We start from the raw sequence: 22,024 nt of genomic DNA, 5'->3' as shown, positions 1-22,024 counted from the left end.
GTATAGTTCGTGAACAGCGTTCGACATGCTTTCTGGCGGGGTTCAACAATGCTTCCATAATCCCCAGGCGCTGTCGCTCGATGGCGACATATTCATAGCCCCAGCCGATCACGGGTGGCGTAGTACCACGCCCCCAGCGCCGACAATGGCACCCGCAGCAGGCGCCCACCGGGGAACGGCAGGTGCGGCAACCCGGCGAAGGCGTCGAAGCGCTCGCTCTCACCTTCGATGACCTCGGCGACCAGCCGCCCGGACAGGTGACTGCAGGTCACACCGTGGCCGGAGTAGCCCTGGGCGTAGTAGACGTTGGCGTTGAGCCGGCCGAACTGCGGCAGGCGATTCACCGTCATCAGGAAGTTGCCGCTCCAGGCATGGTCGAACCTGACGTCGGCGAGTCCGGGAAAGGTCTTGAGCAGCTTGGGCCGGATCACCGCCTCGATGCTGGCCGGATCCTGGCCGCCATAGCTGACCCCACCGCCGTAGAGCAGCCGACCATCGCCGGTCAGGCGGTAGTAGTCGAGCAGGTAGTTGCAGTCCTCCACCGCCATGTCGTTGGGCAGCAGTGCCCTGCCCCGCTCACCCAGCGGCTCGGTGGTAACGATCTGGGTGCCACAGGGCATCGACTTGCGCTCCAGCTCCGGCACCACGCCCTGCAGATAGGCGTTGCCGGCCAGCACGACGCGTTCGGCCACGACACTGCCACCCGGGGTGCGCAGCCGCGCCGGTTCGCCATGCACCAGCTCAAGCAGCGGCGACTGCTCGAAGATGGTGCCGCCCAACGCCTCGAACGCCGCCGCCTCGCCAAGTACCAGATTGAGTGGATGCAGGTGGCCGCCGGAGTGGTCGACCAGCGCCCCGACATAGCGCTCACTGGTCACCTCGCGCTTGAGCGCTTCACCCTCGAGCATCTCGAGCTCGCGATTGCCGTAGCGCTGCCACAGCGCCCGGTGCTCGCGCAGCCCTTCGAGCTGCTTGGCATTGCAGGCGGCAAACAGATTGCCGTCCTTGAGATCGCAGTCGATGGCATACTGCTCGATACGCGAGCGGATGATGCGGTTGCCCTCGAAGGCCATATCGCCCAGCGCCCGGGCGGTCTGTTCGCCGTACTTGGCCTCGATGACGTCCATATCGCGGCTGTAGCTGTTGACGATCTGGCCGCCATTGCGCCCCGAGGCGCCAAAGCCGACCCGCGCCGCCTCCAGCACCACCACCTTGTAGCCGCGCTCGGCGAGATGCAGCGCCGAGGAGATACCGGTAAAGCCGGCGCCGACCACACATACATCGCAGCTCACCTCACCGCTTAGACTGGGCCGAGCGGGACCGGCAGTAGCCGTGGCTGCATAGTAGGAGGCCACGTGCTCGGTGGCCGGCGTCTGGGTCATACGTTATCTCCGCTAGGTGAATAGGTACCAGCAGCGCTTCGCGCTGCATCGCGACTGAAGTCGCTCCTACATTTGCCTTGGCGCCATTGCTCTTGTAAGAGCGGCTTTAGCCGCGATGGGTGGCTTAACCGGCAGCGCTTCGCACTGCATCGCGACTGACGTCGCTCCCACATTTGCCTTGGCGCCATTATCGCTTGGCTGCATCAGTGAGCATCCTGCTGCGCCATGGCCATGCGCCGCTTGTTTTCGCTGCGGCGCATGAAGTACCAGGCCAGGAAGGTCGCCAGCGATACGGTCAGGATGATCAGGGTGGCCAGGGCGTTGATCTTCGGCGAGACGCCCATGCGTACCGAGGAGAACACCACCATCGGCAAGGTGCTGGCGCCGGGGCCGGAGACGAAACTGGCGATCACCAGGTCATCCAGCGACAGGGTGAAGGCCAGCAGCCAGCCAGCGGCCAGCGCCGGGGCGATCATCGGCAGGGTGATCTGGAAGAAGGTCTTGAGCGGCGGCGAGCCGAGGTCGAGCGCCGCCTCCTCGATCGACAGATCCACCTCACGCAGCCGCGACGCTACCACCACCGCTACATAGGCGCTGCAGAAAGTGGTATGGGCGATCCAGATGGTGACCATGCCGCGGTCCGTCGGCCAGCCGATCATCTGCGCCATATGCACGAACAGCAGCAGCAGCGACAGGCCGGTGATCACCTCGGGCATGACCAGCGGCGCGGTCACCATGCTCGACAGCGCGGTCTTGCCGCGAAAGCGCGTGAAGCGCGTCATCACGAAGGCCGCCATGGTGCCCAGGCATACCGCCATGGTTGCCGAAAAGAAAGCGATACGCAGACTGGTCCACACCGCGCCAAGGATCTGGCGGTCGCGGAACAGTTCGATATACCAGCGCCCCGAGAATCCTGCCCACACCGTCACCAGCCGCGACGAGTTGAACGAGTAGAACATCAGGATCGCCATCGGCAGATACAGAAACAGCAGCCCCGCGATCAGCATCAGCGTGGTAAAGGACGGTTTCTTCATGGTCACTCCTTCAGCTCACGGCTCTGATAGCGGTGGAACAGCGCGATGGGGATGATCAGGATCGCCAGCATCACCATCGCCAGCGCCGAGGCCACCGGCCAGTCGCGATTGTGGAAGAACTCTTCCCACAGCACCTTGCCGATCATCACCGTATTGGGGCCGCCCAGCAGCTCGGGGATCACGTACTCCCCCACCGCCGGAATGAAGACCAGCATCGAGCCGGCGATGATGCCGCCCTTGGAGAGCGGCAGGGTCACCTTGAAAAAGGTATTGATCTTGCGCGAGCCGAGATCGGAGGCGGCCTCCAGCAGCGAGCCGTCGAGCCGCGCCAGGTTGGCGTAGAGCGGCAGGATCATGAACGGCAGATAGGCGTAGACGATGCCCAGGATCACCGCGAAGTTGGTGTTCATCATGCGGATCGGCGAATCGATCAGCCCCAGCCACAGCAGGCCGTTATTGATCAGGCCGTTGTTGCTGAGAATCCCCATCCAGGCGTAGACGCGAATCAGGAACGAGGTCCAGGACGGCAGCATCACCAGCAGCAGCAGCACCAGTTGCCAGCGCGCTGGCGCCCGCGCCATGGCATACGCCATCGGATAGCCGATCAGCAGGCACAGCACGGTCGACAGAAAGGCGATCTTTACCGAGCCCCAGTAGGCGGCGATATAGAGGGTGTCGGTGGTCAGGAACAGGTAGTTACCGAAGCTCAGCGCGATGTTCAGCGTTTCGGCGCTGTAGTCGAGGATGGCCCCGTAGGGCGGCACCGAGATCGCCGCCTCGGAGAGGCTGATCTTGAGCACGATGCCGAACGGCAGCAGAAAAAACAGTGTCAGCCACAGCAGCGGCACCGCAATCACCCAGCCGCGGCCGGGGCGCAGCGCACGCGGTAGGCGCGCCAGCGGAGAAGGCTTCATGACTCGCTCCTCAGAGGGTGTTTACAAACTACTGCGCTAGGCCATGCGGCGTTGAAATCAGCCTCAAAATGCTCATTTAACACCCAGTAAACTCCGCTTTTTCGGCTGATTTCGCCTTGCCTGGCCGTCGCTCGTGACATTTGTAAACACCCTCTCGCTCAGTCGCGCAGCATGATGGCGCTGCGGTCGTCCCAGTGGATATAGACGGTGTCGTCCCAGGTGGGGCGTTCGCCGCGGCGCTCGGTGTTGGCCAGGCTGACCTTGACCAGGTGCCCCTGCTCGGTGCGTACGAAATAGACCGAGAAGCCGCCCAGGTAGGCGATATCCTCGACCTTACCCGCCGCCCAGTTGTACTCGCCGCTGGGCTGCTGCCGGCTCAGCCAGGTCTTCTCAGGACGAATCGCCGCCCACACCCGGCGATTGTCGGCCTCGGTGCTGACCCCGTGGCTGATATAGATCTGGCGTCCCAGCTGCGGGCTGTCGATGATGCAGTGGTCGGCTTCATCGGCGACGATATCGCCCTCGAACAGATTCACGGTGCCGACGAACTCGGCCACCATGCGGCTGGCCGGACTCTCGTAGACGTCCATCGGCGAGCCGACCTGAGCGATCCAGCCATCGGCCATGATCGCTACCCGATCGGCCATGGTCATCGCCTCTTCCTGATCGTGGGTGACCATGATGCAGGTCACCCCGACTCGCTCGAGGATCTGCACCACCTCGAGCTGCATCTCGGTACGCAGCTTCTTGTCCAGGGCACCCATCGGCTCGTCGAGCAGCAGCAGTTTGGGCCTCTTGGCCAGCGAGCGTGCCAGTGCCACCCGCTGCCGTTGGCCGCCGGAGAGCTGATGCGGCTTGCGCTTGGCGAAGCGCTCCATATGCACCAGCTTGAGCATCTCGGCCACGCGGTCGTCGATCTCCTGCCGCGGTAGCTTGTCCTGCTTGAGGCCGAAAGCGATGTTCTGTGCCACCGTCATATGCGGAAACAGCGCATAGGACTGAAACATCATATTGATCGGGCGCTCATAGGGCGCCATGGCGGTGATCTCCTCACCGTCGAGCAGAATCTGGCCCTCGCTGGGCTTCTCGAACCCCGCCAGCATCCGCAGCAGCGTCGACTTGCCCGACCCCGAGCCGCCCAGCAGCGCGAAGATCTCACCACGGCGGATGCTCAGGTTGACGTCGTCCACCGCCAGGGCGCCGTCGAATCGCTTGCTGATACGGCGTATTTCGACCAGGGCGTCCTCGTCGAGACGCCGATGATGGGCCTGTTCCAGGCTCCCGGATTGCGGCATCGTTAAGCCCCCGAATATGATCGCGAAAGAAATGCGGCCGGCCCCGTGGGCCGGCCGCAGGCCGGGCTTACTGGCCGGACTTGACGCGGTTCCAGATCCGCGTGCGCATACGCTGCACCGCCAGCGGCTTCTCTTCCGCCACATAGAGGTTGTCCATCACCTCCTGGTCGGGGTAGACCGACGGATCATTGAGGATCTCCGGGTCGAGGTACTCGTTGGCCGCCAGGTTGGGGTTGGCATAGACCACGTACTCGGTGATGGCGGCGGCGATCTCAGGTTCGAGGATAAAGTTGATAAAGGCGTGGGCATTCTCGGGATTCGGCGCATCGGCGGGGATCGCCATCATGTCGAACCACAGCGCCGCGCCCTCCTTGGGAATGGTGTACTCGATGGTGAAGTCGCGCCCAGCCTCGGCGGCGCGGTCGGCGGCCTGAAAGATATCGCCGGAGTAGCCGGCGGCCACGCAGATATCGCCGTTGGCCAGGTCCGAGATATAGCGTGAGGAGTGGAAGTAGGTGATGTTGTCGCGCACCGCGGCGATCAACTCGCCAGCGGCTTCAAGATCCTCGCTCTCTTCGGAGAGCGGCGACAGGCCCAGGTAGGCCATCGCCGGAGACAACATTTCATCCCCCGAGTCGAGCATCGAGATTCCGCAGCCACCCTGGTTGAGGGCGGTGGTGACCTCGGGATCGAAGATCAGCGCCCAGGAGTCCACTGGCGCATCATCGCCGAGAATCTCCTGGACCCGCTCGACGTTGTAGCCGATGCCGTTGGTGCCCCACATATAGGGAATCGAGTACTGGCTGCCCGGGTCAACATACTCCAGATCATCCATCAGATCGGGGTTGAGGTTGGCCATATTGGGGATCTGGTCGTGATCCAGCTCCAGATAGACGCCGGCGCTGATCTGGCGGGTCAGGTAGTGGTTGGAGGGTACCACCACGTCGTAGCCTGAGCGCCCCGAGAGCAGTGCGGCTTCGAGCACCTCGTTGCTGTCATAGACGTCGTAGATGACCTCGATGCCGGTCGCTTCGGTAAAGCGCTCGAGGGTATCCTCGGCGATATAGTCCGACCAGTTGTAGACGCGAACCTCATTGGCCTGGGCCACCATCGCCCCCAGCCCCAGGGTGGCAGCGGCAACCGCTACCGACAGCGTGTGATATCGAAACATCGTGGCACCTCGTTCTTCGGATTGTTGTCGTCAGCCTCAGCGGCTGGCACCTGGCTAGCGTATCCGGCGCCTACTGGCGAGCCGTCAACGCTAGGTTTCACCTACTGCTCGGTGGTCGGCATGCTCATACGCTCAGCAACAGGAACTCGCGCTCCCAGGAGCTGATCACGCGCTTGAAGTTCTCGTTCTCGACCCGCTTTACCGCCACATAGCCCTGCACGAACTTGCGCCCCATATACTCCTCGAGCTCCTGGCAGTGCTCCATGCGCTCCAGTGCCTGCTCGAGTGTGAACGGCAGGCGCAGGTTGCGACGCTCGAAGGCGCGCCCCTTGACCGGCGCACTCGGCGCCACCTGCTTGATCATCCCCATATACCCACACAGCAGACTCGCGGCGATGGCCAGGTAGACGTTGGCATCGGCGCCGGGCAGGCGGTTCTCGATCCGCCGATTTTGCGGCGACCCGTCCGGCACCCGCAGCCCGCAAGTGCGGTTCTCCTCGCCCCACTCGACGTTGACCGGCGCAGAGGTGTCGGGCAGGAAGCGGCGGAAGGAGTTGACGTTGGGCGCCATCAGCGGCAGCGCTTCGGGGATATATTTCTGCAAGCCCCCGACATGCCACAGGAACAGGTCGCTGTGGGTACCATCGGCGTTGGCGAAGACGCTCTCGCCGGTGGTGATATCGAGCACGCTCTGATGCAGGTGCATGGCGCTGCCCGGCTCGTTGGTCACCGGCTTGGCCATGAAGGTCGCTGCCACATCGTGCTTGAGCGCCGCCTCGCGCAACGTGCGCTTGAACAGAAACACCTGGTCGGCCAGCACCAGCGGGTCACCGTGACGGAAGTTGATCTCCATCTGCGCGGTGCCCTCTTCGTGGATCAGGGTGTCGATATCCAGTCCCTGCTCCTCGCACCAGTCGTACATGTCCTCGAACAGCGGATCGAACTCGTTGGCAGCATCGATGGAGAACGACTGGCGCCCGGTTTCCTGGCGGCCGCTACGGCCGATCGGCGGCTGCAGCGGCAAGTCAGGGTCCTCGCAGCGCTTGGTCAGGTAGAACTCCATCTCCGGGGCCACCACCGGTTGCCAGCCCTGATCGGCGTAGAGCTTGAGGATCTTCTTGAGCTGGTTGCGCGGCGACAGCTCGATGGGAGTGCCCTGCTTGTCGAAGCAGTCGTGGATCACCTGGGCGGTAGGCTCCAGCGCCCAGGGCACTGGATAGGCGGCGTTGATATCGGGCTTGCAGATCATGTCGATGTCGGCGGGGTCGAGCAGCGAGTAGTAGATATCGTCCTCGACGTAATCGCCGGTCACGGTCTGCAGCAGCACGCTCTCGGGAAGACGCATGCCCTTCTCGGCAACGAACTTTGAGACCGGCGCGATCTTGCCGCGAGCGATGCCGGTGATATCGCTGACCAGGCACTCGACTTCGGTGATGCGTCGCTCTTTCAGCCAGCTTTCCAGATCTTTCATGGGAACCTCTTGGTGGCTACCGCCCGGTGGGCCGGTAAGCGAAGGGTATTGCGGTTATAGCCTATCGCGCAGTTTGTAGTACTGGGTGGCCAGCACCAGCAGCGGCGTGCGCAGACGCCGCCCGCCGGGGAAGCGTCGGTGCGGCATGGCCGCGAAGACATCGAAGCGTTCGTGCTGACCGGCAATGGTCTCGGCCAGCAGTTGTCCGGCCAGTCCGGCCAGGGCCATGCCGTGGCCGGAGTAGCCCTGAGCATAATAGAGGTTGTCGTCGAGGCGCCCGAAATCCGGCGCACGATTGAGGGTGATCGCCACGTCGCCTCCCCAGCGATACTCGATGGGAATCCCGGCCAGCGCCGGGAACAGTCGTGCGATCTTGGCATCGATGCGCGCCTCGAGACCACGCGGCTCGCGGCCGTTGTAGCTCACCTCGCCGCCATAGATCAGCCGCCGGTCGCCGGACAGTCGATAGTAGTCGAGCACGAAGTTGGCATCCGACAGGGCGTCGTTGTGGGGCAATACCTGGGCGACCTGGGCCTCGCTGAGCGGCGCAGTGGCGATCATGTAGTTGGCCGCCGGCATGATGCGGCCGTCGAGTTCCGGCACCAGGCCGCGCAGATAAGCGTTGGTGGCCACCACCAGGGTCGAGGCCAGCAGCGTGCCGCCCGGGGTGCGCACCCGTACCGGCTCGCCGCGCTGAATCTCCAGCGCCGGCGTGTGCGGGTAGAGCCTTGCCCCCGCCCGCTCGGCGGCGCGCGCCAGGCCCAAGGTGTAGTTGAGCGGATGCAAGTGACCCGCCTCGCTCTCGAACAGCGCCCCGGGGTAGGCATCGCTGACCACCCGTTCGCGTAGGGCATCGCCCTCGAGCCAGCTCAGCGCTTGATAGTCGTAGTCGCGGGCCAGGCGGTCGCGAAAGTCCTTGAGCTCATGCACATGGCGCGTCTTGACCGCCGCATGCAGATAGCCCCAGGCCAGGTCGCAGGGGATTTCATGGCGCTCGACCAGTGCGGCGGTCAGGCGTACCGCCTCGCGACTCATCTCCCAGATCTCGCGTGCGCGTGACAGACCCAGCGCCTTCTCCACCGTGGCGATGTCGGTGCCCAGGCCGGGCAGGATCTGCCCACCGCTGCGCCCCGAGGCGCCGTGGCCAATCTCGCCGGCCTCGAGCAGGGCGACCGAGTAGCCGCGCTCGGCCAGATGCAGCGCCGTGGAGCAGCCGGTTACACCGCCACCAATCACGCAGACATCCACGCGATGCTCACCGCTCAGGGGCTGGCTTGCCTCGAGAGAGACGGCAATGCTGTCGCGATAGTAGGATGCAGGCGCCTCGAAGGTCGGATCGGCCATGGGGAGTTCCTTGTCGGGCGAGCCGGGTCGCCGGCTATTGTTGTTGAATTCTTTCACCACCTGTCGGCGAAGTGCGGCCTCTCGGCACTGCGCTTCGCACCTAGTCTGCCATCAGACCACCAAGCCATGTCAAGTATTCAATAACGACAAGCATCTCAATATCGATCGCTTTCCCAGAAGACCGCAGCGGAGCAGGAAGGAAGGCCCGCAGCATGGCCTACAGTCGTCGGGCGCACCGGAGCGCGCTCACGGCGAGTGTCGAATACTTACTACCACTGCCGCGCTTAACGCGTGTGACAGGCCGCGCAAGCCGGGTCGCGGGGCACCTTGAAATGACGCCACTCACCGCGCAGACCGTCGAAGGTGGAGAGACCGCGATGCGGAGTCCCCGCGCCGCTCAGCAGCTTGATCGCCTCAAGGGCCTGAAAAGCACCGATCACCCCCACCAACGGCGCCACCACACCGTTCTCGGCGCAGCGCAGCGCTTCATCGGACTCACCCTCCTCGCCCGGGGGATAGAGGCAGGCGTAGCAGGGGCTCTCGGCATCGCGCGGATCGAACAGCGCCAACTGGCCAGAGAAGCGAATCGCCGCCCCCGAGATCAGCGGCTTGCCCGCCGCCAGGCAGGCGTGATTGATGGCGTAGCGGCTGGAAAAGCGGTCGGTACAGTCGAGCACCAGATCGCTCTCGGCCACCGCCGCCGCCAGCGCCTCGCCCTCGAGATGGTGCTGTACGGCGACCACCTGGCAGCCGGGGTTGAGCCCGCGCGCCGATTCGGCCGCGGAGTCGGCCTTGTTGCGCCCCAGATCGGTCTGACCGTGGGCGATCTGGCGCTGCAGATTGGAGAGCTCGACCTCATCGGCGTCGGCCAGGGTCAAGCGGCCAACGCCGGCGGCCGCCAGGTAGAGCGCCACCGGCGAGCCCAGGCCACCAGCGCCAATCACCAGCGCATGGCTGGCCAGCAGCCGTTCCTGACCGACGATCTCGATCGGCTCGAGCATGATCTGGCGGCTGTAGCGCAGCAGCGCTTCGTCGTTCATGGCAGTATCACTTGTCACTGAATTCATCGATATCCGGCACGTACAGGGTGAACTCCTCCTTGACCTCCTCCATCACCACATAGCTCTTCGACTCCTTGACCCCGGGCAGGGTCAGGACCACGTCGCCGAGCAGCTGACGGTAGGCGGACATTTCCGGAATGCGGCACTTGAGGATATAGTCGAACTGTCCGGAGACCAGATGGCACTCCTGAATCTGCGGCAGCTTGCTCACCGCGCGGCGAAACTCGTCGAATACCGCCGGCGACTGGGTCTCGAGACTGATCTCGACGAACACCAGCAGGTTGGCCTTGAGTGCCTTGGGATCGAGCACCGCCTTGTAACCACGGATGATACCCGAGCGCTCGAGGCGCTTGACCCGCTCCAGGCAGGGCGTCGTGGAGAGCCCCACCTGAGCGGCCAGGTCAACGTAGGAGATGCGCGCGTTGTCCTGCAGGCAGCGCAGGATATTGAGGTCGATACGGTCCAGCGAACGTGTCTTGGCTTTCATTATCGTATGCTATCCGGCCAATGGCAGTTGAGTTGGCAGTTGCTAGCAATATCTACTGTTAAAATTAGAATAACAAGAAATAAACAGTAGAATAGATCGGTTTGCCAGCAATCAAGAGCATGCAACGGCATACCCACCCACTACTATTACCACAGTCGCCGATAAGCGCTCCAGCCGCGCCGTCGCTTAGCCTTCAACGCAGCCCAGACTGACCCGCTCGCGCCCGCCAAGATCCTCGAGGGTGGCAACCCGCCGATAGCCCGCCTCGCCCAAGGCCGCACGCACCGCCTGCCCCTGAGCCATGCCATGCTCGAGCAGCAGCCAGCCGCCTGGCAATAGATGCTCCCGCGCCTGGACGATCAATCCCCTCAGGTCGACCATGCCATCGCCCTCGGCAACCAGCGCAGAGTGTGGCTCGAAGCGCACGTCGCCCTGCTCAAGGTGCGGATCGTCGGCGGCAAGATAGGGTGGGTTGGTGACGATCAGTGCAAAGCGCTGGCCGGCGAGCGCGGTGAACCAGTCGCTTTCACAAAAGCGCGCGTTGGTGATCGCCAGACGCTCGGCATTGGCACGGGCCAGCGCCACCGCGCCAGGCTCGCGATCGACGCCGAGCACCCGCCAGCCGGGGCACTCGCAGGCAAAGGCCAGGGCAATGGCGCCGGTCCCGGTGCCTAGATCGAGCAGCTCCCCGGCAGGTGCCGTGGCCTTCCCCAGCGCGGCCTCTACCAGTCGCTCGGTGTCGGGCCGCGGGATCAGGGTCGCCGGCGAAGTGGCCAGCATCAGCCCCCAGAATTCGCGCTCCCCGGTCAGGTAGGCCACCGGCCAGCCACTGGCACGCAGCGCTAGCAACGCCTCGAAACGCGCCCGCGGCCAGGCCTCGATGGTGCGGTCGCCCCAGGTGTAGAGCCAGGTGCGATCGCGCTCGAGCACATGACAAAGCAGCACCTCGGCATCCAGCCGTGGGCTCGGCGAACCGCCGCTCGCCAGCCGCCGGGTGGCACGCACTACCAGCTGGTCGAGGCGCATCACGCCTCCTGCAGGGCGGCCAGCTGCTCGGCCTGGTACTCGTGGATCAGCGGCTCGATCACCTCATCGAGCTGCTCACCGGTGATCACGTCGTTGAGCTTGTAGAGAGTCAGGTTAATGCGGTGGTCGGTAATCCGCCCCTGGGGGAAATTATAGGTGCGGATGCGCTCACTGCGGTCGCCAGATCCCACCAGCGAGCGTCGCGCATCGGCCTGCTGCTGACGCTGGCTGTCCATTGCGCTCTGCTTGAGGCGCGCGGCCAGCAGCGACATCGCCTTGGCGCGATTCTTGTGCTGGCTACGCTCCTCCTGGCACTCCACCACCACGCCGCTGGGCAGGTGGGTAATGCGAATCGCCGAGTCGGTGGTGTTGACGTGCTGGCCCCCGGCGCCGCTGGAGCGGAAGGTGTCGACGCGCAGGTCGCCGGCATTGATATCGATATCGGCCACCGCATCGGCCTCAGGCATCACCGCCACGGTGCAGGCCGAGGTGTGGATACGCCCCTGGGACTCGGTGGCCGGCACCCGCTGCACGCGATGCGCGCCGGACTCGAACTTGAGCCGCGCATAGGCGCCGTCGCCTTTGACCCGCGAGATGATCTCCTTGTAGCCGCCCTGCTCACCGTGGCTGGCGCTGACTACCTCGACCCGCCAGCCACGCTTCTCGGCGTAGCGCGAATACATGCGAAACAGATCGCCGGCGAACAGCGCCGCCTCGTCGCCGCCGGTACCGGCCCGCACCTCGAGAAACACACTGCGGCCATCGTCAGGGTCCTTGGGCACCAGCAGCCGCTTGAGCTCCTCCTCCAGCGCCTCGAGACGCTCGCGCCCCTCCTGCACCTCCATCTCGGCCAGCTCGCGCATCTCGGGGTCGCTGTCGCCGGTCAACTGGTCGGCGGACTCGACCTCCTCCTCCACACCACGGTATTCGCGCCAGGTAGTGACCAGATCCTCGAGCTCGGCGTACTCCATCGAGTAGTCGCGAAAACGCGCCTGGTCGCCGATCACGTCGGGCTCGGCCAACAGGGCGGAGAGCTCCTCGAACCGCTCGTGGAAGGATTCCAGACGCTGGCGCAGTGTGGCTTTCATTGACGATCCTGTTAACGGTAAAACGAAGCGAGCCTGGCTCGGGTCGACTAGGCGTCCTGGGACGGTGCCGAGGCGTCGATCAGCAGCGTCTCGGCGGCGGCGATAACGTCGTGGCGTTCGGCACCGGAGGCCTCGCGCAGACGCAGGGTGGGGCCGTGCATCAGCCGATTGGCCAGCTGGCTGGCCAATCGCGATACCACCCGCTGAGGATCCTCGCCCTTGGCCAGCTGAGCCAGCGCCTGGGCCTCGGCCTCGGCGCGGATGCCTTCGCCCTGCTCGCGATAGCGACGAATCAGCTGCCCCGCACCGCGCACCCGCCGCTCGTGCTGCCAGCTGCCGACGCCGTGCTCGATCAGCGACTCGGCCTGGTCGGCGGCCACCTGACGGTGACGGCGGTTCTCCTCGATGACCTCGTGCAGGTCGTCGACGGTGTACAAGAAGATATCCGAGAGTTCGCCGACCTGCGGCTCTATGTCACGGGGCACGGCGATGTCGACCATGAAGATCGGCCGGTGACGACGCTTCTTCAGCGCTCGCTCGACCATGCCCTTGCCGAGGATTGGCAGCGGTGCGGCGGTGGAGGAGATCACGATATCGGCGCGCTCCAGGGCGTGGGGGATCTCGTTGAGGGTAATCGCGGTGCCACCGAACTGACCGGCCAGCCGCTCGGCGCGCTCACGGGTGCGGTTGGCCACGACCAACTCGCGTACTCCGGCCTCGTGCAGGTGGCGTGCCACCAGCTCGATGGTCTCGCCGGCGCCGATCAGCAGCGCCCGGGAGTGGGAGAAGTCATCGAAGATATGGCTGGCCATGCTGACCGCGGCATAGGCCACCGACACCGGGTTCTCACCGATGCCGGTTTCGGTGCGAACCTGCTTGGCCACCGCAAAGGTGTGCTGAAACAGCCGCTCCAGCTCACCGCCGAGGCCGCTGTGCTGACGCGCCGTCTGATAGGCATCCTTGAGCTGTCCAAGAATCTGCGGCTCACCGAGCACCATCGAGTCGAGCCCCACCGCCACGCGCATCAGATGGCGTGCGGCGTCATGGTCGAGATAGTGGTAGGCACAGCGCGACAGATCCTCGACGCCGAGGCCGTGGAAACGGCCCAGCCAGTCGAGAATTCTGCCTTCGCCTTCGCTGTCGGTGACGCAGTAGAGCTCGGTGCGGTTGCAGGTCGACAGCACCGCCGCCTCATCGACACCCGGCAGCGCACGCAGCTCAGCGAGGGCCGCCTCGAGTTGCGTGGGAGTGAAAGCGACCTGCTCGCGAACCTCCACGGCAGCGGTCTTATGGTTGATTCCAAGGGCCAGAAGCGTCATGCAGTCTGCGTCTTCGCTAGGGGGAACGGCGAACTCGTCACGGTGGATCCTGTCCATCAAGACAGCGCATTCTACCACAGCCCACCACGCGGGCACTCCCCGACATGGCTTTGCTGCTGCCTCGCAAGGCGTTTATGCTGAGCCTTCGCTCTGGAAACGAGATCACCATGCCAGCACGATTCCCCCTCACCGCTCTTACGGCCACTGTCGCGCTGCTGCTGGCCGCCTGCCAGAGCACCGCGGTGACCCCCTTCGCCGAGCGGGACGACCCCATGGCCTCGGCACCGCCCATCGAGCGCGGGCTGGATGGCGACGGCCTGGCTGCTCTGATGACCGCAGAGTTCGCCGGCCAGCGCGGCGATTACCGCACCGCCAGCCAGGGCTATCTGGCCATGGCCGAGCGCTACCAGTCGGTTGCCCTGATCGAGCGCGCCGCCCTCGCCGCGCGCTTCAGCGACGACCCCGCGCTGTTCGAGACCACTGCGCGGCTGTGGCGTGAGCTAGCCCCCGAGGCCGAGGCCCCGGCGCGCCTGCTCTCCGGGCTCGCCATGCAGCGCGGCGACTGGCAGGACGGGCTCGAGCAGCGCCTGGCGCTGGCCAGACGCGGCGGCCATGCCGAACTGACGCAGTTCGTCGAGCAGGCCATTGATGAAGGGGCCAACCTGCCACCGCTGCTCGCGCTGCTCCACGCGCATCTCGACGTGGTCGATGCCTCGCGCACCCAGCACCATGACGCGGTGCTGGCCACTGCGCTCCTCGAGGCGGCCAGCGGCCATCCAGCCCGTGCCCAGGCACGACTCGACAGCCTCGATGACAGCCACGCCGAGCTTCCGGAGCTGTGGCTGACCCGCGCCCGACTGGCGCTGGACAGTGGCGACGCCGACGCCGCCCGCAGCGCCTCGCAGCGCGGGCTCGAGGTCTCCCCGAACGATGGCCGCTTCGTGCTGATGCTGGCGCAAAGTGAGCTGATGCTGGGCAACGTCGAGGCCGCCGAGGCGCAGACCGACAACCTGCTCGAACGCCACGCCGCCAGCGACGACCTGCGCCTGGCGCTGGCCCAGCTGTATCTCGACGAAGACCACCCCGAGCCGGCGCGACGCCTGCTGCTGCCGCTGGTAAGCGGTGATGACACACCGGCCCTGGCCTTTACCCTGCTCGGTGCCATTGCCGAGGAGGAGGGTGAGGTCGACAACGCCCTGCTCTACTATCGTCAGGTCCCGCCCGGGGAGCACTTCTTGCAGGCGCGGCTGTTTGCCGCCCGCATGCTGATAGAGGACGAACGCCTGCCCGACGCACGCGCCTTCCTGCGCATCGAGCGCCTGCGCCACGACGAAGAGGCCGCCGACCTGGCAGCCCTCGAGGTCGAGCTGCTCGACCAGCACGGCCTCGATGAAGAAGCCGACGCCCTGCTCGAGCAACAGCTCGACGAGACGCCGGACAGCGCCGAGCTGCTCTATCTACGCGCCATGCGTGCGTTCAACGCCGGTGACCTGGAGGCCATGGAACGCGACCTGCAGCGCATCATCGACAATGACCCCGAGCACGCCATGGCGCTTAACGCGCTGGGCTACACCCTGGTCGATCTTACCGACCGCACCGAAGAGGGGATGGCGCTGGTCGAGCGTGCCTACCGCTTGGCGCCGGACAACCCGGCGATTCTCGATAGCATGGGCTGGGGCTACCATCGCCTCGGCGATGACGAACGCGCCCTGCCCTACCTGGAGCGCGCCTACGCCAGCATGCCCGACCAGGAGATCGCCGCACACCTCGCCGAGGTGCTGTGGGAGCTTGGGCGCGAGGAGGAAGCCCGCGACGTGATCCGCGAAGCCCATGCCCGTTTCGACGAGCGGCCAGTGGTCGATGAACTGCTCGAGCGTCGCCCCGAACTATCTCCAGAGCTGTGATCCAGACCATCGCCCGACTGCATGTCAGGTAACCGACCAAAGGGAAATGAGCCCATAATGAAGCCCACCAAGACAGTGATGTCACTGGCAGTGCTGCTCACGCTATCGATGCTGGCAGGCTGCGCCAGCCGCGCTCCGGATGCCGACGCCCTCGCCGACCGCGGCGAATGGGGAGAGCAGCTCAGCGCCGTGGAAGCGCTGGAGCGCTGGCGCCTGGCCGGCCGGATCGGCATTCGTGCCCCCGGCGACTCCACCACCGCCAATCTCGACTGGCTACAGCGCCCCCACTATTATCGTCTGCTGCTGAGCGGCCCGTTCGGCGCCGGCACCAGCATTCTCGAAGGCCGCGACGGCCAGGTCAGTCTGACCACCAACCAGGGGCGCTTCGAGGCCGAGAGCCCCGAGGCACTGATGGAAGAGCAGCTCGGCTGGGCGCTGCCGGTGTCGGCCCTCGACCACTGGGTCCGCGGCCTGCCCGACCCCGACAGCCGCCACGATCTCGACCACGACGACCAGGGCTTTCCCGAGCTGCTGCGCCAGGATGGCTGGGAGATCGAGTACCGTGACTGGATAGAGGCCGAGTCGCTGTGGCTGCCGCGCCGTCTGGTGATGACCTTCGACGACATTCGCGTGACTCTGGTGGTCAACGACTGGCGGCTGGAAGAGAGTGGTGAGTGAAGCCCCCTTCCGCGCCGAGCTGGTGCTGCCGGCGCCGGCCAAGCTCAACCGCATGCTGCACATCACCGGACGGCGCAGCGACGGCTACCACGAGCTGCAGACGCTGTTTCAATTTCTCGACCACGGCGACGAGCTGCACTTTCGTCGTCGAGACGATGGCGAGATCCGCTTGACCCCAGCGCTGCCCGGCGTAGCCGACCACGACAACTTGATCATGCGCGCCGCCCAGCTGCTGCAGCGTGACAGCGGCTGCGCGCTGGGCGCCGATATTCATCTCGTCAAGCGTCTGCCCCTGGGCGGCGGCCTCGGCGGAGGCAGCTCGGACGCCGCCACCGCCTTGCTGGCACTGGACAGGCTATGGGACTTGCGGTTCGGCGAGGAGCGCCTGGCCGCCCTCGGCCTCATGCTAGGGGCCGACGTGCCGGTATTCGTGCGCGGCCGCGCCGCCTGGGCCGAAGGTATCGGCGAGCACCTCACCCCGGTAGAGCTGGATACCCCCTGGTTCGTGGTGATTCACCCCGGGGTAATGGTCTCGACACCGGCGGTGTTCCAGGCCCCGCAATTGACACGTAACACCCCCCCCATTAGTATGGCGCGCGCACTGCAGGGGGCGACGACGTGGCGCAATGACTGTGAGCCCACGGTGCGCACGCTGTATCCCGAGGTCGCCCGCGCCATCGACTGGCTGGCAGGCCAGGCACCGACCATGCTGACCGGCACCGGCGCCTGCCTCTTTGCTCGATTGACGGGTGAGGCGCAAGCCGATAGCATTTTGCAGCGGATGAGCCATGACTGGCAGGCCTTCAAGGCCCGCGGTCATAACGTTTCTCCCCTTCATGCGGCGCTGGGATACGCAGGCAGCGAGTCTGCCTCCTGTTGGCCCAACGCGACATGCTAATGCATGACGCGGGAGTGAGCGGTAAAGGTTGCTGGGGTATAGCCAAGTGGTAAGGCACCGGTTTTTGGTATCGGCATTCCCAGGTTCGAGTCCTGGTACCCCAGCCATTTCCCCTATCCTCCCTCAGGCCATGTGCATCCCTGAACGAGACCCAAGACTCCCAAAAGGTGGCTGCGCGTGTCAAAATTGATGGTTTTCGCCGGGAACGCCAATCCCGAACTCGCCCGCAAGATTGCCGAAGGACTCGATAACCGCCTCGGCCATGCGACAGTCGGCCAGTTCAGCGATGGGGAAATCGCGGTCGAGATCAACGAGAACGTGCGCGGCAAGGATGTCTTCATCCTGCAGTCCACCTGCGCGCCGACCAACGACAACCTGATGGAACTGATCCTGATGGTCGATGCCCTGCGGCGCGCCTCGGCGGCACGCATCACCGCCGTAGTGCCCTATTTCGGCTACGCCCGTCAGGATCGCCGAGTGCGCTCCGCCCGGGTGCCGATCTCGGCCAAGGTAGTCGCCGACATGATGGTCAAGGCCGGCGTCGACCGGGTCATGACCATGGATCTGCACGCCGACCAGATCCAGGGCTTCTTCGATGTGCCGGTGGACAACGTCTACGGCTCACCGATCCTGCTCGACGATATCGAGCGCCAGAATTACGACGACCTGGTGGTGGTATCACCGGACGTCGGCGGCGTGGTCCGTGCCCGGGCCATCGCCAAACAGCTGAATGCCGATCTCGCCATCATCGACAAGCGTCGCCCCCAGGCCAACCAGGCACAGGTGATGCACATCATCGGCGAGATCCAGGACCGCACCTGCGTGGTGGTGGACGACATGATCGATACCGCCGGCACCCTGTGCAAGGCCGGCGAAGCGCTAAAGCAGCATGGCGCACGCCGTGTGGTAGCCTATGCTACCCACCCGATCCTGTCTGGCCCGGCGGTGGACAACATCATGGGCTCGGTGCTCGACGAGGTCGTCGTCGCCGATACCATCCCGCTGTCCGAGTCCGCCCGCCGCAGCGGCAAGATTCGCCAGCTGTCGGTGGCCGGGCTGATCGCCGAGGCGATCCGCCGGGTCAGCAACGAAGAATCCGTCAGCGCGATGTTCCACTGACGTCAGTCAGGGTTCAGTGCGCGGATACGAGTCCGGCAACCGCCGGGCCCCGAGAGCGCCATACGTCTGGTCGCGGGCGATGGCGTTCTCTTGATTAACCATGAGGTTATACCTAATGTCAGATTTCACTCTTACTGCCAGCGTTCGCAACGACCTGGGGAAAGGTGCGAGCCGCCGCCTGCGTCGTGCGAACCAACAGGTGCCGGCCATCATCTATGGTGGTGAAGCAGCGCCTGAGTCCATCGCCGTGGACAAGACCTCCTTCTACAAGGCGATCGAGGACGAGTCGTTCTTCTCCTCGCTGATCACCCTCGAGGTCGCAGGCAAGCCGCAGCAGGTCGTCGTGCGTGACCTTCAGCGTCACCCGTACAAGCCGCTGGTCATCCACGCGGACTTCATGCGTGTCGATGCTACCCACGAGATCACCCTCAACGTGCCGCTGCACGTAGTCGGTGAAGACAAGTGTGCGGCGATCAAGGATCAGGACGGTGAACTCCACGTACTCGCCAACGAGGTGGAAGTCAGCTGCCTGCCGAAGGATCTGCCGGAGTACCTGGAGGTCGACATCACCGACGTCGAGCTGGGCACCACCCTGCACCTGTCCGACCTTAGCGTACCGGCCGGCGTGACCCTGGTTGCTCTGACCCACGGCGAAGACCACGACAACGCCATCCTCAACGTCACCAAGGCCAAGGTCCGTGCCGAGGAAGATGACGACGCACCCGAAGCACCCGAAGCGCCTGAAACCAAAGGTGACAGCGCTGAAGATGAGGGCAAGTCCGAGTAATCGGATAGTGTCCAGGGCACTCCCATGGGAGTGCCCCTCTGGGTTAGGATCAAGCGCTTCGGCGCTTGATTTTTTTTGCCTGTACTTTCAAGGAGGATCCTCGACATGCCCCAGGTCAAGGCGCTTATCGGGCTCGGCAATCCGGGTGACAAGTACGCAGAAACGCGTCACAACGCTGGCGCCTGGCTGGTCGAGGCACTCGCCAAGGACCTCCAAACGCCGCTGCGTGCCGAGCGCAAGTTCCTCGGCTACTACGCCAAGATCTCGCTGGCCGGCCACGAACTGCATCTGCTCAACCCGCAGACCTACATGAACCGCAGCGGCGGCGCCGTCGCGGCGCTGTGCCAATTCTTCAAGATCGCCCCTGACGAACTGCTGGTCGCTCATGACGAGCTCGATATCGCTCCCGGCACCGCGCGCTACAAGAGCGGCGGCGGCCACGGTGGTCATAACGGCCTGCGCGATATCATCAGCGCCCTGGGCAACGACAAGTCGTTCCACCGCCTGCGCATCGGCATCGGCCATCCCGGTGAAGCCGGCCAGGTGGTCAACTATGTGCTGGGGCGCCCCGGCAAGGCCGAGCGCAGCGCCATCGACGCCGCCCTGGATGAAATCGCGGCCACCCTGCCCGACGCCGTCAGCGGCGACTGGGCCCGGGCCATGAACCGCCTCCATAGCTTCAAGGGCTGAATGCTGGGCGCTCTCGCCCGCTTGCCGTAGAATACCGGCCAATCGTCACTTTCGAACACTTTTCAGGATGCTCCAATGGGTTTCAACTGCGGTATCGTCGGCCTGCCCAACGTCGGCAAGTCCACCCTCTTCAACGCACTGACCAAGTCCGGTATCGACGCCGAGAACTTCCCGTTCTGCACCATCGAGCCCAACGTCGGTATCGTACCGATGCCCGATCCGCGTCTCGACAAGCTGGCCGATATCGTCAAGCCGCAGAAGGTGCTGCCGACCACCATGGAGTTCGTCGACATCGCCGGCCTGGTGGCCGGCGCCTCCAAGGGCGAGGGGCTGGGCAACAAGTTCCTGGCCAATATCCGCGAGACTCAGGCCATCGCCCACGTGGTACGCTGCTTCGACAACGACAACGTCATTCACGTCGCCAATCAGGTCGACCCGCGCAACGATATCGAGACCATCAACCTCGAGCTGGCATTGGCCGACCTGGACACCGTCGAGCGCGCCATCCAGCGCCTGGTAAAAATCGCCAAGGGCGGCGACAAGGACGCCATCGCCACCAAGGCGATCCTCGAACGCATCCAGCCGCACCTCGCCGAAGGCCTGCCGCTGCGCAGCGTCGGCCTCGATGACGATGACAAGAAGCAGCTCAAGAGTTTCGGCTTCTTGACCCTCAAGCCGACCATGTACATCGCCAACGTCAACGAGGATGGCTTTGAGGCCAACCCCTACCTCGACGTGGTACGCGAGATCGCCGCCGAGGAAAACGCGGTGGTGGTACCGGTATGCAACCAGATCGAGGCCGAGATCGCCGAGCTGGATGACGAGGAGCGCGCCATGTTCCTCGACGAGATGGGCATGGACGAGCCAGGCCTCGACCGGGTGATCCGCGCCGGCTATGCGCTGCTCGACCTGCAGACCTACTTCACTGCCGGGGTCAAAGAGGTGCGCGCCTGGACCGTCAAGGTCGGCGCCACCGCCCCCGAGGCCGCAGGCGTGATCCATACCGACTTCCAGAAGGGCTTTATTCGCGCCGAAGTGATCGGCTACGACGACTACGTCGAGCTGGGCGGCGAACAGGGTGCCAAGGACGCCGGCAAATGGCGCCTGGAGGGCAAGGAGTACGTCGTCAAGGATGGCGACGTGATCCACTTCCGGTTCAATGTCTAGAAGCCAGGTTGTATCTGAACAAGTCCGCGAGCGCTGCCAGTGTTCAGTCATAACCTAAAATGGTTGACGGATCATGCCCTTACCCGTATGATTCGCCTCCGTTGGCTACGTAGCTCAGCTGGTTAGAGCACATCACTCATAATGATGGGGTCCCCTGTTCGAATCAGGGCGTAGCCACCACGAATCGATTACCCCGCTGCCCATGGCAGCGGGGTTTTTCGTTTCACACCCCACGATCAAGCTCGCTGGGTACCTCCTAGCGACGGCGTGACGGTCAAGCGCCCGCGGCATAGCGCAATCACCACCCCCAGCAGTGCCACCAGCATGCCCACGATCCCCCAGCGGCCCGGCAGCTCGCCGAACATCAGCGCCGCCCATACCAGGGTGACCGGCGGCGTCAGGTAGACCAGCGTCGAGGTCTGAGTGACCCCCAGCCGCCGCAGGCAGGCCACGAAGAAACCGTAACCGCCCAGGCTCGAGAGCACGATCAACCAAGCCATCGAGGCCAGGGTGACGCTATCCAGCACCGGCAGCGCCAGCCGGCCCTGGCCGGCGATCAGCGCCGCCAGGGTAAAGATCAAGGTGGCCGCCCACAGCTGCATGGTCAGGGTCGCCGCCATCGGCAGGCGCAGCGCGCGGCGCACGCTGACGAAACTGCCCAGGGTCACCGAGACCACCGATAGCAGCGGCAACGTGTAGGCCCATAGCGGTGCCGCCTGAACGCCGTTGATATCATCGAATACGCACACCCCCACCCCAAGCGTTGCCAGCAGCATGCCCAGCCAGCCCTGGGCCCCTAGCCGCTCACCCAGCCAACGGCCAGCCAGGGTCGCTGCCAGCAGCGGCTGGAGTGCCGCTATCAGCGCTGTCAGCCCGGCACTGACCCCAAACTGCAGGGCCAGGATGATCCCCAGCAGATAGCCCCCCATGGTCAGCGAGCCAACGCCGGCCTCGGCCAGCAGTGCCCTGGCAGGCAAACGCTGGGGCACACTGCAGCGCCAGTAGAGCCCCGCCGCCAGGCTGGCAAACAGGAAGCGCCAGGCGAATAGCGCCAGGATCGGCATCGACGATGCCGTCGCCAGACGCCCGCCGACGAAACCGGAACTCCAGCAGATAACGAAACCGACAGCACAGGCCAGCGATATCAGCGCGGGGGGAAGCATGATCACGACCTCACATTGGTGAATGG

20 protein-coding genes and 2 tRNA genes are annotated in these 22,024 nt (G+C 64.8%); 9 read left to right on the top strand and 13 right to left on the bottom strand.

Annotated elements, in window-relative coordinates:
- Positions 1 to 92 precede the first annotated feature (92 nt).
- From IEI94_RS15905 to hemA, 12 genes are all read right to left on the bottom strand, one after another.
- Positions 93 to 1,382: an NAD(P)/FAD-dependent oxidoreductase gene (locus IEI94_RS15905; RefSeq protein ID WP_191168246.1), complete on the bottom strand. Its 1,290-nt coding sequence runs from the start codon at positions 1,380 to 1,382 to the stop codon at positions 93 to 95.
- A gap of 203 nt (positions 1,383 to 1,585) precedes the next feature.
- Positions 1,586 to 2,416, bottom strand: a complete 831-nt coding sequence (locus IEI94_RS15900; RefSeq protein WP_318153411.1) for an ABC transporter permease subunit — start codon at positions 2,414 to 2,416, stop codon at positions 1,586 to 1,588.
- A 2-nt stretch (positions 2,417 to 2,418) separates the two neighbouring features.
- Entirely contained in the window at positions 2,419 to 3,330 is a 912-nt protein-coding gene (locus IEI94_RS15895; RefSeq protein ID WP_191168245.1) for an ABC transporter permease subunit, read from the bottom strand.
- Positions 3,331 to 3,488: 158 nt separating this feature from the next.
- Positions 3,489 to 4,625: a polyamine ABC transporter ATP-binding protein gene (potA, locus tag IEI94_RS15890; RefSeq protein WP_191168244.1), complete on the bottom strand. Its 1,137-nt coding sequence runs from the start codon at positions 4,623 to 4,625 to the stop codon at positions 3,489 to 3,491.
- 67 nt (positions 4,626 to 4,692) lie between these two features.
- Positions 4,693 to 5,796, bottom strand: a complete 1,104-nt coding sequence (locus tag IEI94_RS15885; RefSeq protein WP_191168243.1) for a polyamine ABC transporter substrate-binding protein — start codon at positions 5,794 to 5,796, stop codon at positions 4,693 to 4,695.
- A 124-nt stretch (positions 5,797 to 5,920) separates the two neighbouring features.
- Entirely contained in the window at positions 5,921 to 7,267 is a 1,347-nt protein-coding gene (locus IEI94_RS15880; RefSeq protein WP_191168242.1) for a glutamine synthetase family protein, read from the bottom strand.
- Positions 7,268 to 7,321: 54 nt separating this feature from the next.
- Positions 7,322 to 8,611, bottom strand: a complete 1,290-nt coding sequence (locus IEI94_RS15875; RefSeq protein ID WP_191168241.1) for an NAD(P)/FAD-dependent oxidoreductase — start codon at positions 8,609 to 8,611, stop codon at positions 7,322 to 7,324.
- Positions 8,612 to 8,895: 284 nt separating this feature from the next.
- A complete protein-coding gene (locus IEI94_RS15870) occupies positions 8,896 to 9,651 on the bottom strand; it encodes a HesA/MoeB/ThiF family protein (protein WP_191168240.1) in 756 nt (251 codons plus the stop codon).
- A gap of 7 nt (positions 9,652 to 9,658) precedes the next feature.
- On the bottom strand, positions 9,659 to 10,159 hold the full coding sequence (locus tag IEI94_RS15865; RefSeq protein WP_191168239.1) for an Lrp/AsnC ligand binding domain-containing protein: 501 nt from the start codon (positions 10,157 to 10,159) through the stop codon (positions 9,659 to 9,661).
- 186 nt (positions 10,160 to 10,345) lie between these two features.
- Positions 10,346 to 11,185 carry a peptide chain release factor N(5)-glutamine methyltransferase gene (gene prmC / locus IEI94_RS15860; protein WP_191168238.1) on the bottom strand — a complete coding sequence of 280 codons (840 nt, stop codon included), beginning with the start codon at positions 11,183 to 11,185 and terminating at the stop codon, positions 10,346 to 10,348.
- Complete coding sequence (gene prfA, locus IEI94_RS15855; RefSeq protein WP_191168237.1) at positions 11,185 to 12,273, bottom strand: peptide chain release factor 1; 1,089 nt, start codon at positions 12,271 to 12,273, stop codon at positions 11,185 to 11,187. The genes prmC and prfA overlap by 1 nt, the downstream gene beginning before the upstream one ends.
- A 47-nt stretch (positions 12,274 to 12,320) precedes the next feature.
- On the bottom strand, positions 12,321 to 13,592 hold the full coding sequence (gene hemA / locus IEI94_RS15850) for a glutamyl-tRNA reductase (protein WP_191168236.1): 1,272 nt from the start codon (positions 13,590 to 13,592) through the stop codon (positions 12,321 to 12,323).
- A 167-nt stretch (positions 13,593 to 13,759) separates the two neighbouring features.
- On the opposite strand from hemA, the gene IEI94_RS15845 reads away from it, so the two are divergent.
- The 9 genes from IEI94_RS15845 (at position 13,760) to IEI94_RS15805 (ending at position 21,015) form a co-directional block, all read left to right on the top strand.
- Positions 13,760 to 15,496 carry a tetratricopeptide repeat protein gene (locus tag IEI94_RS15845; protein ID WP_191168235.1) on the top strand — a complete coding sequence of 579 codons (1,737 nt, stop codon included), beginning with the start codon at positions 13,760 to 13,762 and terminating at the stop codon, positions 15,494 to 15,496.
- 57 nt (positions 15,497 to 15,553) lie between these two features.
- Positions 15,554 to 16,174 carry a lipoprotein insertase outer membrane protein LolB gene (gene lolB, locus IEI94_RS15840; RefSeq protein ID WP_191168234.1) on the top strand — a complete coding sequence of 207 codons (621 nt, stop codon included), beginning with the start codon at positions 15,554 to 15,556 and terminating at the stop codon, positions 16,172 to 16,174.
- A complete protein-coding gene (gene ispE, locus IEI94_RS15835; protein ID WP_318153410.1) occupies positions 16,167 to 17,072 on the top strand; it encodes a 4-(cytidine 5'-diphospho)-2-C-methyl-D-erythritol kinase in 906 nt (301 codons plus the stop codon). The genes lolB and ispE overlap by 8 nt, the downstream gene beginning before the upstream one ends.
- Positions 17,073 to 17,104: 32 nt before the next feature.
- Positions 17,105 to 17,179: transfer RNA gene (locus IEI94_RS15830), tRNA-Gln, on the top strand.
- 70 nt (positions 17,180 to 17,249) lie between these two features.
- Positions 17,250 to 18,191 (top strand): ribose-phosphate pyrophosphokinase, encoded by a 942-nt coding sequence (locus IEI94_RS15825; RefSeq protein WP_191168233.1) that lies wholly within the window; start codon positions 17,250 to 17,252, stop codon positions 18,189 to 18,191.
- Positions 18,192 to 18,306: 115 nt separating this feature from the next.
- Positions 18,307 to 18,978, top strand: a complete 672-nt coding sequence (locus IEI94_RS15820) for a 50S ribosomal protein L25/general stress protein Ctc (protein ID WP_191168232.1) — start codon at positions 18,307 to 18,309, stop codon at positions 18,976 to 18,978.
- Between the two features lie 105 nt (positions 18,979 to 19,083).
- Positions 19,084 to 19,668 carry an aminoacyl-tRNA hydrolase gene (gene pth / locus IEI94_RS15815; protein WP_191168231.1) on the top strand — a complete coding sequence of 195 codons (585 nt, stop codon included), beginning with the start codon at positions 19,084 to 19,086 and terminating at the stop codon, positions 19,666 to 19,668.
- A 75-nt stretch (positions 19,669 to 19,743) separates the two neighbouring features.
- Positions 19,744 to 20,835 carry a redox-regulated ATPase YchF gene (gene ychF / locus IEI94_RS15810; protein ID WP_191168230.1) on the top strand — a complete coding sequence of 364 codons (1,092 nt, stop codon included), beginning with the start codon at positions 19,744 to 19,746 and terminating at the stop codon, positions 20,833 to 20,835.
- 103 nt (positions 20,836 to 20,938) lie between these two features.
- Positions 20,939 to 21,015: transfer RNA gene (locus tag IEI94_RS15805), tRNA-Met, on the top strand.
- A 56-nt stretch (positions 21,016 to 21,071) separates the two neighbouring features.
- Here IEI94_RS15805 and IEI94_RS15800 read toward each other — a convergent pair.
- Positions 21,072 to 21,998: a DMT family transporter gene (locus IEI94_RS15800; protein WP_191168229.1), complete on the bottom strand. Its 927-nt coding sequence runs from the start codon at positions 21,996 to 21,998 to the stop codon at positions 21,072 to 21,074.
- Positions 21,999 to 22,024 lie beyond the last annotated feature (26 nt).

Origin of the sequence: Halomonas sp. ML-15, assembly GCF_014779595.1 — a bacterium.
In the GTDB taxonomy this organism is placed as follows: Bacteria; Pseudomonadota; Gammaproteobacteria; order Pseudomonadales; family Halomonadaceae; genus Franzmannia.
Note: the sequence above shows the minus strand (reverse complement) of the source record. Positions and strands in the feature narration are given on the sequence as shown.

Excerpts from the sequence above, each read along its gene's own strand:
- IEI94_RS15905 (WP_191168246.1), bottom strand. The coding sequence starts at position 1,382 with ATGACCCAGACGCCGGCCACCGAGCACGTGGCCTCCTACTATGCAGCC.
- IEI94_RS15900 (WP_318153411.1), bottom strand. The coding sequence starts at position 2,416 with ATGAAGAAACCGTCCTTTACCACGCTGATGCTGATCGCGGGGCTGCTG.
- IEI94_RS15895 (WP_191168245.1), bottom strand. The coding sequence starts at position 3,330 with ATGAAGCCTTCTCCGCTGGCGCGCCTACCGCGTGCGCTGCGCCCCGGC.
- potA (WP_191168244.1), bottom strand. The coding sequence starts at position 4,625 with ATGCCGCAATCCGGGAGCCTGGAACAGGCCCATCATCGGCGTCTCGAC.
- IEI94_RS15885 (WP_191168243.1), bottom strand. The coding sequence starts at position 5,796 with ATGTTTCGATATCACACGCTGTCGGTAGCGGTTGCCGCTGCCACCCTG.
- IEI94_RS15880 (WP_191168242.1), bottom strand. The coding sequence starts at position 7,267 with ATGAAAGATCTGGAAAGCTGGCTGAAAGAGCGACGCATCACCGAAGTC.
- IEI94_RS15875 (WP_191168241.1), bottom strand. The coding sequence starts at position 8,611 with ATGGCCGATCCGACCTTCGAGGCGCCTGCATCCTACTATCGCGACAGC.
- IEI94_RS15870 (WP_191168240.1), bottom strand. The coding sequence starts at position 9,651 with ATGAACGACGAAGCGCTGCTGCGCTACAGCCGCCAGATCATGCTCGAG.
- IEI94_RS15865 (WP_191168239.1), bottom strand. The coding sequence starts at position 10,159 with ATGAAAGCCAAGACACGTTCGCTGGACCGTATCGACCTCAATATCCTG.
- prmC (WP_191168238.1), bottom strand. The coding sequence starts at position 11,185 with ATGCGCCTCGACCAGCTGGTAGTGCGTGCCACCCGGCGGCTGGCGAGC.
- prfA (WP_191168237.1), bottom strand. The coding sequence starts at position 12,273 with ATGAAAGCCACACTGCGCCAGCGTCTGGAATCCTTCCACGAGCGGTTC.
- hemA (WP_191168236.1), bottom strand. The coding sequence starts at position 13,592 with ATGACGCTTCTGGCCCTTGGAATCAACCATAAGACCGCTGCCGTGGAG.
- IEI94_RS15845 (WP_191168235.1), top strand. The coding sequence starts at position 13,760 with ATGCCAGCACGATTCCCCCTCACCGCTCTTACGGCCACTGTCGCGCTG.
- lolB (WP_191168234.1), top strand. The coding sequence starts at position 15,554 with ATGAAGCCCACCAAGACAGTGATGTCACTGGCAGTGCTGCTCACGCTA.
- IEI94_RS15820 (WP_191168232.1), top strand. The coding sequence starts at position 18,307 with ATGTCAGATTTCACTCTTACTGCCAGCGTTCGCAACGACCTGGGGAAA.
- pth (WP_191168231.1), top strand. The coding sequence starts at position 19,084 with ATGCCCCAGGTCAAGGCGCTTATCGGGCTCGGCAATCCGGGTGACAAG.
- ychF (WP_191168230.1), top strand. The coding sequence starts at position 19,744 with ATGGGTTTCAACTGCGGTATCGTCGGCCTGCCCAACGTCGGCAAGTCC.
- IEI94_RS15800 (WP_191168229.1), bottom strand. The coding sequence starts at position 21,998 with ATGCTTCCCCCCGCGCTGATATCGCTGGCCTGTGCTGTCGGTTTCGTT.